A 13353-nucleotide genomic window follows, 5' to 3' on the forward strand; every position below is an offset into this window, starting at 1 on the left:
ACTGCTATTTATATGGGCCCTACAATCATTCAAACAATAGATCTTTCGCGCATGTACCGGATGGGCAGCGAAACCATACATGCGCTCCGGAGTGTATCTATTGCAGTAGCAAAAGGCGAATACGTTGCTTTTATGGGACCTTCCGGTTCGGGCAAATCTACGCTTATGAATATTATCGGGTGCCTCGATACGCCTTCGGGCGGCCAATATATTCTGAACAACAAAGATGTGAGCAACATGACCGATAACGAGTTGGCCGAAGTGCGTAACAAGGAAATTGGTTTTGTTTTTCAGACGTTTAATCTTTTGCCCCGTTCGTCGGCGCTCGAAAATGTAGCCTTGCCCCTGGTATACGCCGGTTACGGCAAATCGGCCCGTACCGAAAAAGCGATGCACGTATTAGAAAGTGTGGGCCTGGCCGAGCGCGCCAAACACAAACCCAACGAGCTTTCGGGCGGACAACGGCAACGCGTAGCTATTGCCCGCGCCCTGGTAAATGACCCCAGCATTATTCTGGCCGATGAGCCCACGGGTAACCTCGACACCAAAACCTCGTACGAGATTATGGATTTATTTGAGAACCTCTACGCCAAAGGCAACACCATTATTATGGTAACCCACGAAGAAGATATTGCCAAATATGCCCATCGTATTATCCGGCTGCGCGACGGACTGATTGAATCTGATAATATTAACACCGAAGTTACCTCGCACAGGGTAACTGTTTAACCGCACTTGGGGCAAAACAGAATTAACGAACGCCCCGCATCAGCTTATGAAAATATACACCAGAACCGGCGATAAAGGCCTTACCTCCCTTATTGGTGGCACCCGGGTCAGAAAATCGGCCTTGCGCATAGATTCGTACGGCACCGTAGACGAACTCAATTCCTATATTGGCCTGGTAAGCGACCAACCGGTTAATACCGGCCGGCGCGAACTTTTACGCGACATTCAGGACCGGCTGTTTACCATTGGGGCATCTTTGGCCTCTGACCCCGAGAAACCAGCCCGTAAACTACCCGACTTACACGCCGAAGATATTACCCGCCTGGAGCAGGAAATGGATTTAATGGATAATCAAATCCCGCCCCTAAAAGTTTTCGTATTACCCGGGGGGCACCAGTCGGTTTCGTTTTGCCACGTGGCCCGGTGCGTTTGCCGGCGCGCCGAGCGTTTGGTTATTAGCCTGCAGGAAGAATCTTTTGTAGAAGATTTAATAATTATTTATTTAAACCGATTATCGGATTATTTATTTGTGCTGAGCCGGAAAATGGCCAATGAACTAGGAGCCGAAGAAATTCCCTGGCGCCCACGGTTGTAACCACTACTGTAGTCTTTTAGAATAAAAATATTAATTTTGCCCTGATTGCCTTTAGGCAGAAATATTTATACTTTTTTGTAATTAAAATACCTTTGCTATGTTTTCGACGCAAACCATAAATATTCAAAAAACAAATAATTCTCGGTTAGCCCAAGTTAATTTCGAGACACTGGAGTTTGGCCAAACCTTTTCGGACCACATGTTTGTTGCCGATTTTGTAAACGGCGAATGGCAAACCCCTACCATTGTACCTTTCGGCGATTTTACCGTAAGTCCGGCTAACCCGGCATTACACTACGGCCAGGCTATTTTTGAAGGCCTGAAAGCTTACAAAAACGAAGATGGCGAAATAATTATTTTCCGGCCCGAAGCCAACCTGCGCCGGTTAAACCTATCGGCCGAACGCTTGTGTATGCCGGATTTTCCTGAAGAAGTTTTTATTGACGGTCTGAAAGAATTACTGCGCCTCGATGCCAACTGGATTCCGGCTAACCCCGGCAGTTCGTTGTACATCCGGCCCTTTATGTTTGCAACCGGCGAATTTTTAGGTGTAAAACCTTCAGATACGTACCGCTTTGCCATTATTACCTGCCCGGTAAATGCTTATTATTCTATGCCGTTGCGCGTTAAAGTAGAAGAAACGTTTGCCCGGTCGGTAGAAGGCGGATTTGGCTTTGCCAAAGCAGCCGGTAATTACGCCGGCTCATTGTACCCAGCCAAAAAAGCGGCCGAAGAAGGCTACCACCAGTTACTCTGGACCGATGGTAAAACCCACGAATATTTTGAAGAATCAGGCACCATGAACCTGATGTTTATTATAAACGATACGCTTATTACCCCGGCCCTGAGTACCTCTATCCTGGCGGGCGTTACCCGCGATACCATTATTCAGTTGGCCAAAGACCAGGGCATACCGGTAGAAGAACGTAAAGTTTCAGTAGCCGAAGTAATTACTGCGGCCCAGAACGGCACCTTGCAGGAAGCCTTTGGCTGTGGCACAGCGGCGGTTATTTCGCACATTGTTACCATTGGTTACCGTGGCACCGATTATGAATTGCCTCCAGTAGCCGAACGCAAATATTCGCCGGCCCTGGGTCAGGAACTAAACGACATCCGGACCGGCAAAGCAGCCGATACGCACGGCTGGATAGTAAAAGTTTAGACTAAGTTATAAGTAATAAGTTGTAAGTAATAAGGCCCTGGAATGGCTTAGGCTATCGGGTTTATTGCTTACAACTTTTGCTTTTTACAGGAATCTATCTGTAAGTATATATTATCCATTTCAATCGAAAACTTATTACTTAAAACTTTAAAATGACCAACGAACAAGTAAAAGATTTAAAAAGCCGTACCGAGGCTTTGAGGAGGTATCTTTGACTACGATGCCAAGAAAGAAGAAGTAGCCGATAAAGAAGCCATAACCACCCAGCCCGGTTTCTGGGACGATTCTAAAAAAGCGGAAATCCTGCTGAAAGAAATTAAAGGCGTAAAAGTCTGGACCGACCAATTTGAAGAAGTTGCCGCCGCAGTAGATGAATTTGAGGTGCTGTTCGATTTTTACAAAGAAGGCGATGTATCAGAAGAAGATATTCAGAAAGAATTTGCCAAAGCCGAAGCAGCCATTGAAAAATTGGAGTTTAAGCGTATGCTCAGCAACGAAGAAGACCAGTTAAGCGCTGTTTTGGAAATAAATCCCGGGGCGGGCGGTACCGAAAGCCAGGATTGGGCCGAGATGCTGATGCGCATGTATATTATGTGGGCCGAAAAACAAAAATATGGCGTTCGGCAGCTTAGTTACCAGGCCGGTGACGGCGCAGGTATAAAATCAGCTACCCTGGAAATTACCGGGGACTTTGCCTATGGTTACCTTAAATCTGAAATTGGCGTGCACCGATTAGTTCGTATTTCACCGTTCGACTCGGGTGGCCGTCGCCATACTTCTTTTGCCTCAGTGTTTGCGTACCCCCTCGTAGATGATACCATAAACATTGAAATCAATATGGCCGATATTGAGTGGGATACTTTTCGGTCGGGTGGTGCCGGCGGGCAGAACGTAAATAAAGTAGAAACGGCCGTTCGCTTAAAGCACAAGCCTTCAGGCATTGTGATCGAATGTCAGATAGAACGATCGCAGCTCATGAACAAAGAGCACGCCATTAATATGCTACGCTCCCGCCTATACCAGATAGAAATAGATAAACGCAACGAAGAACGCGACAAGCTCGAAAGCACCAAAAAACGCATCGACTTTGGTTCCCAAATTCGCAATTACGTATTGCACCCATATAAACTAGTAAAAGATTTGCGTACCGGGTTAGAAAGATCTGATGTACAAAACGTGCTGGATGGCGACATTGACGATTATATCAAAGCCTTTCTGATGCAGAATTAAGCGCTATTTATGGCTAATAGATAAGAAAGCCTGGGCTGGTTTAAGTATAATAAACCAGCCCAGGCTTTCTTATTTAAAAAAAGAGAATAAAATTATATTTAACTAACCCGTACCTAGGGTGAAAACAAGAATTTAATTTTGGTACAAAAATCAGATGAAAAATGTTTACAACTTACCTGTATACGATTCTTGTTTTTAAATTTTAATGCTATAATAGCAACTATTTTATTTAAGACTTATAAAACTCAAATCCTTACTTCTGCTGGTAAACCAGATTTCTTACTGAACGTATAAACCCGTACTAATTAACAAGTTCTATTCTATGGTAAAACCTTTACATTATTCTTCAAGCTAATTTTCTTCGTACTTCCCGAAGCAATTTCTTTACCAGACCCACTGTAAGGCCGGTTATTGAACGGACAAACTAGCGAACACCCACACCTTTATTATTTCTATTAACACTCACCAAAAACTTAAACTTATTGATTACCAACAATATATTAAATTCAAATATTATATATTAAATCATTGCTAAGAATATATTAAGAAATATATAAAATCTTTATAATAAAGAGCTTTATATTAAGTTTTATTTAAAATTTACTTATAAATTTGTATTTATTCAAATTAATTAAAACAACAAACAAACATGAAGAAACTTTTAGTTTTCTGTTTTATTCTCTTGTTGGGGCTTGCCAAAGAAGCCTTGGCGCAGGATAGAACCATTACCGGAAAAGTGACGGATGCCACCAATAATGAAGGCTTACCCGGCGTGACGGTATTGGTTAAAGGCACACAAATTGGTACATCTACCGATGCTACCGGTAATTACACTATTTCTGTTCCGGCAACCGGAACCACACTCACGTTTAGCTTTATTGGCTATACTACCATGGAGCGGACCATTGGCAATGCGACTTCTATTAATGTGGCTATGCCCCTGGACGCCAAACAACTAAACGAAGTGGTGGTAACAGCCTTGGGTATTGCCCGTGAAGAAAAAACTCTAGGCTATGCCGCTAGTACTATTAAGGCCGAAGATGTTACCCAAGCCCGTCCGAATAACGTTATGAGCGGTATCCAGGGTAAAGTACCGGGTGTTGCTATTTCGGGTTCTGGTTCGCCAGGTGCTTCTACCAAAGTAATTATCAGAGGGGTCTCTTCTTTTACTGGTGGTAACAACCCGTTGTATGTAGTAGATGGTGTGCCTATTAACAACATTAACTACAACAATGCCAATACTGGTAGCAACGTAAACCAATCTACCAGAGCGGTAGACTTTGGTAACCAGGCCAACGACATTAACCCGGAAGATGTTGAATCAGTTACTATATTAAAAGGTGCTTCGGCAACGGCGCTTTATGGTTCGCGGGCTGCCCACGGGGTAGTAATGATTACTACTAAAAGAGGTAAACTGAACGATAGAATCCGGGTTACATATTCTGGTTCTTATACGGCCAGCAATGTACTGCGTACGGTACAAACCCAAAATGTTTTCGGACAAGGCTGGCCATTTTATGACCCGCACGAAAATGGTTCCTGGGGTCCAAGGTTAGATGGGGTTGTACGGTCATGGGGAGCCGAAATAAACGGAGAGCCACGGACTAAACCATTTTCTTATGTAAAAGACAATGCCAGAGGTTTCTTTGAAACCGGCTCTGATGTGCAGAATGCCGTAACTGTATCGGGTGGTGGACAAAACAATTCATTTGCTTTCTCTTATGCCAATTCAACCCAAAATGGTGCTGTACCAACTGATGTAGATAAATACAGCCGTAATAATTTCTCTTTCCGCGGTAACTCTAACTACGGCAAGTTTACTTCTGACTACAACATTAGCTACACCAGAAGAGATTTAAGTGCGATCTTCACCGGTCAGGGAACGAGCGACGGTGGGGCTACTGTATTCCAGGAAATTCAACAAATTCCGGTTGATGTTCCTATCAGCCAGTTAAAAGATTTAAATAATCCTTACAACACCCCCGATAATTACTTTACTGTTTATGCCGAAAACCCCTACTTTGTTATAAACAATAACAAAACTTCTATGCAGGAAGACCGGGTATTTGGTAAAGTAGAATTAGGTTACGAAGTATTAAAAGGCACTAAAGCTATTGCCCGGATTGGTGGCGACTTCAACAACGCCAGATTCTTTGATCAGGGTGCCCGTATTACCTATACCCCTGGCAGCTACGGTAAACTGGGTGGCCAAACTGATGTTCCGGGCCGTTACGGCGAAACCAGCAGAAGAGACCAACAATTAGATATGAGTTTGTTGTTACAAACCAGTCACAACCTTACCTCAGATATTACTTTAGGAGGTGTAGTTGGGGGTAACTATAACGCCAGAAGTTTTAATACTTTAACCTCTTATGTTACGGGTTTAAACGTGCCAGAATGGTATAGCTTGCAAAACACCAGCGGTACACCGGTTACTGAATCAATTAAAAATGAGCGAGCCTTACTGGCTGCTTTTGGTAACGTAGATTTTGGTTTCAGAGATTACTGGTTCGTTAACCTTTCTTTACGTAACGACTGGTCATCTACTTTACCAAGCGCTAATAATAGCTATTTCTACTGGGGTGCTAATACATCTTTGGTGTTATCTGAGATGTTACCTTCTTTCCAAACCGACAGATTAAGCTTTTTAAAAGTTAGAGCAGCTTGGGGTAAAACCGGTAATGATGCCGCTCCTTACCTGGTTAACAGTACTTACCCAGCTACTCAAATAAGCTTAGGCTTTGGTAATATTTACTTACCAGTTGGTGGTGTTGCCGGACAAACCCAAAGTAATAACCAAGGTAACCAAACCCTGAAACCAGAAATTACCCGTGAGTGGGAACTCGGTTTAGATACCCGCTGGTTTAACAGCCGCGTTGGTTTAGATTTCTCTTACTACGACAGACAAACCAAAGACCAGATTGTTAGTGCCAGCGTTGCTCCAGAAACCGGCTTTACTACCCAAACCAGAAACATTGGTAATATTGCTAACCGGGGTATTGAAGCTCGTTTATCTTTAATTCCGGTAAAAACTGATAATTTCCAGTGGGAGTTTGCCACCAACTTTACCAGAAACAGAAGCGAGGTATTGTCTTTGTACGGCGATGCTAAAGAATTCTTAATTACCAACGTATATTCAGTTGATTATTTAGCTGAAGTTGGTCAACCTTTAGGCACCTTTAAAGTACCTGCTTTCAGAAGAGTAGAATCTGGTCCAATGCAAGGTAAAATCATTGTTCAATCAAATGGTGTAGAAGCTACTGATCCTGTTTTAAAAGAAACTGTAGGCACCTCTAACCCTGATTTTATCATGGGCTTTTCTAATGGTTTTACCTACAAAGGATTCTCTTTAAATGCCGTGGTTGATTGGCGTAAAGGTGGTCAGTTTTATTCTTACACCAAGCAATTAAATAACTTTGTTGGTAACTCTACCGAAACCGCTTACAACTACCGCCAGCCATTTGTAGTACCAAACTCAGTAAAAGAGATACCAGCTACAACGCCGGGTGGAGAGGTTACTTACGTTGAAAACGATATTCCAGTACCTTATACCAGCGTATATAACTACTGGAGTACTGCTTCTCCTGCCAGATTCCATAATTTTGTTTTAGACAGAGACTATGTTAAGTTGCGCGAAGTAGTATTATCTTATAACCTGCCGGCCAGCCTGGTTTCTAAATTTAAGATGTCTGGGGCTTCAGTTAGCCTGATTGGCCGGAACCTTTTATTATTTACTCCTAAATCTAACAACTTTGTTGACCCAGAAGCTACCAACTATGGTAACGATATTTCTTCTGAATTGGGTGAGTTTGCTGCCTTCCCAACTATGCGGAACTACGGTGTTAGTTTAAGAGTTACATTCTAAAGTATATAATTAAAAATGAAACGAAATAAATTTTTTGCTTCTCTGTTGTTGGGGCTCTTATTTTCATTTACTGCCTGCGACAACCTCCTCGACATAAACGATAGTCCGAATAATTTACCCAATGCCGAGCCTAACCTATTATTACCATCCGGTATTATGTGGTCGGCGGCTAAAGTTGGCGGCGATATGCAGCTTTTTGGCAGCATCTGGTCTCAGCATTATACGCAAAACAACAACTCCAGCCAATACCGTACCTTTGAGCAGTACAACATAACCGCTGCTGACTACAATGGTATCTGGACCAATTTATGGGCTGGTGGTTTAAAAGATTTGCAGGTAATTCAGCAAAAGGCAAGTACTTCTGGTAGCTGGCAATACTATATTGCTGCCGAAGTAATGTCGGCTTTTGACTACCATGTTCTGAACGATTTCTATGGTGCTATTCCGATTGAAGAAGGTTTACAATTAGAAACTACTGAGAGTCCGGTTTTTGTGCAAAACAAAGAAGCCAATGCCATTATTATTGCTAAACTTGATGATGCTATTTCTAAGAAAGCACAGGCTGAAGGCTTACCATCTATGGGCGCTTCTGACTATGTTTTTCAGGGTAATGTTAATAACTGGGTAAAATTTGCCAAATCGCTTAAATTAAAAATATTAATGCGCGATTTTGTGGCCAATCAAGCAGCTATTGAAGCTCTTATCAACGAAAACGATTTGTTAACTGTAGATGCGAAAGTTGGTTCTGATGCTACTGACCCAGCCTCTAAAACGCCAATATTTATTGATGCTGAAAACAAATCTAATCCGTTGTTTGAGCAAAATAACCGTAAGCTAAATACTAATAATAACCTGCGGGCCAGCAATACTTTACTTAAGTATTTACAAGCCAACAATGACCCCCGGATTGAAGTATTTTTTCTACCAACCGATGCTCATGCAGGTGACCCATCCCAGCCCAGATTCTCAGGTCTGGAGCAAGGTAATTATTTAGTAGCGCCAACTATTCCTAATGCCAATACATCTGGTGCCCGTTTAGCTCCTACTGATGCTGTATATTTTATGTCGGCAGCCGAGGTTGCTTTCCTGAAAGCTGAATTCTTTGCCAGAAAATCTTCTCCGAACGTAGCCTCTGCTAAAGCTAACTACGATGATGCGGTTACCAGAGCTTTTGCCAGATGGGGATTAAGTGCTTCTGCTTCTTCATTCTTAGCGCCAGGTGGCAAATATGCCTTTAATACCGGCGCTACGCAGGAACAAATGCTAGAGCAAATTATTACTCAAAAATGGTTAGCTGCGGTTCGCTCACAAGCTTGGGATTCTTTCTTTGATCAAAACAGAACCGGTTACCCAAGAGTTAGCCCTGCTGGTACAACTACAACCAGTGCTTCTTATGTACTGGGTAATTATACTATTTCTCCAAACAGTATACTACCAGCCGGTCAAATACCAAGAAGACTGCCTTACCCAAAAATCTCAAGAGATTATAACACTAACACACCAGCTCCTGAGGCAATTTATACCAAAATGTGGTGGCATAAATAATTCTTGATATTATTAAATAATTAAAAATGAAATTAAAATCTATAAAATTTGCATTCCTGGGGCTACTCGCATTTGCATCTTTAAGCTGCGAAACTTTGCCTGACCAAGAAGTTGAAACTACGGCTGTTTATCCGATTGCTGGCGAGTGGTTAACCCACGTTTATACTACCACTAACAATGGTGCCACTATGGGTCCGGCAGTAGGTGCTACGGCCACAAATGCTTTAGGCACTTTGTTTGCTTTTCGTACTTATAATACAGCCGATAATGTAAATAACTTAGCTTGGTTACGTTTAGGTACTACCCAGGCAGCAGCTATTTTGGGTAAAGCTACCGTTGATGTAAACGCCCTTACTATTTCGGGAACTGATATTCCTAATACTGCTACTGGAAAAGGCGGTAAGACCTTTACCATACAAGAAGGTAAGGTAATGTTAGCTTCTTCTAAACAGCCAAGTGGTGTAATGGCCGATAGTATTTATGTCCGGTATTCATCTACTTTCGACAATGCAACTTATATTATTGCCGGTCACCGCAGAACAGCGTGGGCTGAAGATGAATATTAATCTGCTTTAATCTTAGTAAAAAAGCCTGCTAATTGCAGGCTTTTTTTATGCCTTATCTTTCAAGACAGCTTCTTCTTTAATCTAAAACCCACTGGTAAAAACCGGATTATTTTCAAAATTCAGACTTCCGCTAATATCATATGCGATTATTTACCTTAACGTTTTGGTGAATGAAGTTTGTGGCTAATAATATTTGCCTGGAAATTCCCCAAGTAATAAAATATTCGCTAACCCGGCTCCGGCAAACTTCTAACCAAAAAATATGTGATAATGCCGTATTACTTTTCCTTGCCAGATAAAGAGCTAAAGGCCAAATTTCTGCTTTTACTAAACTGCGTTACAACTACTACCCATTTATTCCAATTCATAAAGTAAAATTTACAGTTGGCACAAGAAATATTACAGTTGATACGCCTCTGCTAAACGGTTAAAAGTTTATCATTTACTTTTAATGGTTAAAGTTCCTTTACAAATTTTCGTCTAATTTTTAATCCAAACCTATAATCACATGAAGAAAATTCTACTTTTTAGTTTTTTCTTGTTACTCGCGCTTTGGCAGGAAGCTACGGCCCAGAACAGAACAATAACCGGCAGGGTAACCGATATTACAAACAACGAAGGCTTGCCAGGTGTAACCGTTTTAGTAAAAGGCACCCAATCTGGTACTGCTACCGATGCATCTGGTAATTATTCCATTAACGTACCGGCCGGGGGCACTACCTTGGTATTTAGCTTTATTGGGTATACCACTTTAGAAAGAACCATTGGCAATGCCACCACCCTAAATGTTAGTTTATCTGCCGATGCCCAGCAACTAAACGAAGTGGTGGTTACTGCGTTGGGGGTAGAAAGGGAAAAAAGGACTTTAGGCTACGCAGCTCAGAACGTAGATCCACAGGCTATTTTAACCAGTCGCGAAACCAACATTGTAAACTCTTTGCAGGGTAAAGTAGCCGGGGTGCAAATAAACAATTCCGGCGGACAGGCTGGTTCATCGTCCCGCATTGTTATTCGGGGCAATACTTCCCTTACCGGCGAAAATCAACCTTTGTTTGTAGTAGATGGTATTCCTATCGATAACTCAACCAATCGCGGTTTAACCGAAAATACCGAAAGTGCTTTATTTAATGGTTTAGGCGGTAACCGGGCCATAGATATCGATCCCAGCATTATCCAGAATGTAACCGTATTAAAAGGGGCCTCGGCTACGGCACTTTACGGCTCGCGGGGTGCCAACGGGGTAATATTAATTACCACCAAAAGAGGCGAAAAAAGTGTTAACCGCAAATACCCCCGGGTAACCCTTTCTTCGAGTTTGGCTTACGACGATGCCATTATCGACGGTTTTCAGAATAAATATTTACAAGGCTTAAATGGTTTGTTCCGCAACGGTTTACCCATTGGGCAAGGAGGTTACACCGAAAATACCGCGGCCAATGCCCCTACCCAGGGTTCTACCAGTTGGGGCCCTCACATCGATTCGGTAAGCCAGAAAGTTCTGACCGATTTAGGTGGACGACCGCAAATATACGACCCCAGAGAGCAGTTTTACCGAACTGGTAAAGTATGGAACCACGCGGCTTCGGTGAGTGGCGGCGGCGAAAAATCTACTTATTTATTTTCTTATGCCAATCTGAACCAGGAAGGAATTGTACCCAACAATACCTTTAAAAGACATAGCCTGAAAGCAGCGTTTACGTCTCAGATCTCCGATAAAGTAGATATTAATTCTTCGGTAAACTACATTGCTTCTAACAACCAGCGTTTACCGGAAGGTAACGGCGAGCGTTCTTACTTATACAGCCTCAACTTTACGCCGGTAAGTTACAACATTGAAAGGTATTTTGAATTACCGGGCAACCAAAACCCTTCTTTTAGCTCAACCGGTTTTAACAACCCTTTCTGGTTAGCTCAAAATAATGGTAACTTCAGCAATATCGATCGGTTTATTGTTTCGAATGAAATTGGCGTGCAGCTTTTATCTTGGCTAAAACTGACTAACCGGACCGGTTTAGATTATTATACCGATGAACTGCGTGAAGAAGTAAATATTGGTACCCGGAGTGTACCCAATGGTCGCATGTACGAAACTTTATTAAAGCGTTCGCAAATTAATAATGATTTACTCTTAACAGCTAATTACGACATTAATGAAAACCTAAGATTTACCGGTTTAATTGGCCATAACATAAATGTAAGAAAATACAACAGCCGTACTATCCGGGGTTTAAACTTAAGCATACCAGGCTATTTTGATATTACCAATACCGAAAGCGTGCAGGCTTACCAAGCCGACGAAGAAAGACGGTTGGTAGGTTTGTACAGCAGCTTAAGTTTAGATTATAAAAATTATTTATTCTTTAACGTTACCGGGCGTAACGACTGGTCCTCTACCCTGCCCATTAATCAAAATTCGTTCTTTTACCCCTCGGCTTCGGTCGGGTTTGTATTTACCGAAATATTGGGTTTGGCCAATACCAAATATTTTCCTTATGGTAAAATACGTGTATCCTGGGCCCAGGCCGGTAACGATGCCCCGCCTTATTATACCAACCAAACTTTTAGCCAGGCCAGCCCCAGCGATGGCACCAGGGGTACCATAATTTTCCCATTTAATAGCCGCAACGCGTTTCTTTACAGCAATCGCTTAGCCAATAACCAACTGGTACACGAGCTGGTAACCGAAAAAGAAATTGGCGGCGATTTCCGGTTTTTAAATAACCGGGTTGGTATAGATGCGGCCTATTACGATAAGGTTAGTAAAAACCAGATTTTAAGCCAGGAAATAGCCGGTTCGAGTGGCTTTGCCGAACGAGTCGTAAACGCCGGCGAAATTTCTAATAAAGGAATTGAATTAACGCTTACCGCTTCGCCGGTTAAAACCAGCGCCTTCTCCTGGGATGTGCAAGTAAATTACGCCCGCAACCGCTACAAACTGGTTTCTATTGCCGAAGGAGTAGATAATATTTTTTTAGGAGGTTTTACCAGTCCGCAAATCCGGGCCGATAAAGACTTTGGCTACGGCGTAATTTGGGGTTCTAAACTAGCCCGTAACGAAAACGGCCAGGTGCTCATCGACGAAGATGGTTTACCGGTAGTTGACGATGCTTTAGGCGCTATTGGCAATACTACACCCAACTGGACCGGCGGCTTAAGAAATACCTTAGCCTACAAAGGCTTGTCTTTGGCGGTGCAGTTTGATACCCGCCAGGGAGGGGATATTTTTAACATGGATTTATTTTACACCACTTACTACGGTACAGCCAAGGCAACAGAAGTCCGAAACACAAATAAAATCTGGGAAGGCGTAAGAGAAGACGGTACGGTTAATACCACCCCGGTAAAACAAACCCAGACTTATTTTATGAACTACTATTCTTCGGTAGATGAGTTTTTTGTGGAAGATGGCAGCTTTACCAAGTTAAGAGAAGTTACCCTATCGTACAATTTGCCAAAGGCCCTGCTGGCCAAAACTCCTTTTGAAGGCGTGGGCTTTAGTGTAACCGGCCGTAACCTGTGGCGCAAAACCGACTTCTCGTACGGCGATCCCGAAGGCAACCTGTTAGGCAATACCAATGCGCAAGGCTTTTATCATGCAGTAACACCCTCTACAAAAGGTGTAACCTTTGGTGTTAATGTTAGATTCTAAAAATATTAAACA

8 protein-coding genes are annotated in these 13353 nt (G+C 42.6%); all 8 read left to right on the forward strand.

What is annotated here, in order from left to right; all coding sequences use genetic code 11:
• Nucleotides 1–12: 12 nt before the first annotated feature.
• The 8 genes from ACO1R6_RS14020 (at nt 13) to ACO1R6_RS14055 (ending at nt 13341) form a co-directional block, all read left to right on the forward strand.
• Nucleotides 13–729, forward strand: a complete 717-nt coding sequence (locus ACO1R6_RS14020; RefSeq protein ID WP_486265509.1) for an ABC transporter ATP-binding protein — start codon at nt 13–15, stop codon at nt 727–729.
• A 46-nt stretch (nt 730–775) separates the two neighbouring features.
• A complete protein-coding gene (locus ACO1R6_RS14025) occupies nt 776–1324 on the forward strand; it encodes a cob(I)yrinic acid a,c-diamide adenosyltransferase (protein ID WP_486265510.1) in 549 nt (182 codons plus the stop codon).
• A gap of 97 nt (nt 1325–1421) precedes the next feature.
• On the forward strand, nt 1422–2486 hold the full coding sequence (locus ACO1R6_RS14030) for a branched-chain amino acid aminotransferase (protein WP_486265511.1): 1065 nt from the start codon (nt 1422–1424) through the stop codon (nt 2484–2486).
• Between the two features lie 152 nt (nt 2487–2638).
• A protein-coding gene (gene prfB / locus ACO1R6_RS14035) for a peptide chain release factor 2 (protein ID WP_486265512.1) occupies nt 2639–3716 on the forward strand; the annotation gives its coding sequence in 2 pieces (ribosomal slippage) (nt 2639–2689 and nt 2691–3716; 1077 coding nt in all).
• Nucleotides 3717–4365: 649 nt separating this feature from the next.
• Entirely contained in the window at nt 4366–7581 is a 3216-nt protein-coding gene (locus ACO1R6_RS14040; protein WP_486265513.1) for a SusC/RagA family TonB-linked outer membrane protein, read from the forward strand.
• Nucleotides 7582–7596: 15 nt separating this feature from the next.
• Entirely contained in the window at nt 7597–9126 is a 1530-nt protein-coding gene (locus ACO1R6_RS14045; RefSeq protein WP_486265514.1) for a SusD/RagB family nutrient-binding outer membrane lipoprotein, read from the forward strand.
• A 26-nt stretch (nt 9127–9152) separates the two neighbouring features.
• Nucleotides 9153–9692 (forward strand): lipid-binding protein, encoded by a 540-nt coding sequence (locus ACO1R6_RS14050; RefSeq protein WP_486265515.1) that lies wholly within the window; start codon nt 9153–9155, stop codon nt 9690–9692.
• Nucleotides 9693–10200: 508 nt separating this feature from the next.
• Nucleotides 10201–13341 (forward strand): SusC/RagA family TonB-linked outer membrane protein, encoded by a 3141-nt coding sequence (locus ACO1R6_RS14055; RefSeq protein WP_486265516.1) that lies wholly within the window; start codon nt 10201–10203, stop codon nt 13339–13341.
• The last annotated feature ends 12 nt before the right edge of the window (nt 13342–13353 follow it).

This window comes from Adhaeribacter sp., from assembly GCF_057359045.1.

What these genes read in the sequence shown, in the direction of transcription:
- ACO1R6_RS14025 (WP_486265510.1), top strand. Translation starts at nt 776, where the DNA reads ATGAAAATATACACCAGAACCGGCGATAAAGGCCTTACCTCCCTTATT.
- ACO1R6_RS14030 (WP_486265511.1), top strand. Translation starts at nt 1,422, where the DNA reads ATGTTTTCGACGCAAACCATAAATATTCAAAAAACAAATAATTCTCGG.
- ACO1R6_RS14040 (WP_486265513.1), top strand. Translation starts at nt 4,366, where the DNA reads ATGAAGAAACTTTTAGTTTTCTGTTTTATTCTCTTGTTGGGGCTTGCC.
- ACO1R6_RS14020 (WP_486265509.1), top strand. Translation starts at nt 13, where the DNA reads ATGGGCCCTACAATCATTCAAACAATAGATCTTTCGCGCATGTACCGG.
- ACO1R6_RS14055 (WP_486265516.1), top strand. Translation starts at nt 10,201, where the DNA reads ATGAAGAAAATTCTACTTTTTAGTTTTTTCTTGTTACTCGCGCTTTGG.
- ACO1R6_RS14045 (WP_486265514.1), top strand. Translation starts at nt 7,597, where the DNA reads ATGAAACGAAATAAATTTTTTGCTTCTCTGTTGTTGGGGCTCTTATTT.
- ACO1R6_RS14050 (WP_486265515.1), top strand. Translation starts at nt 9,153, where the DNA reads ATGAAATTAAAATCTATAAAATTTGCATTCCTGGGGCTACTCGCATTT.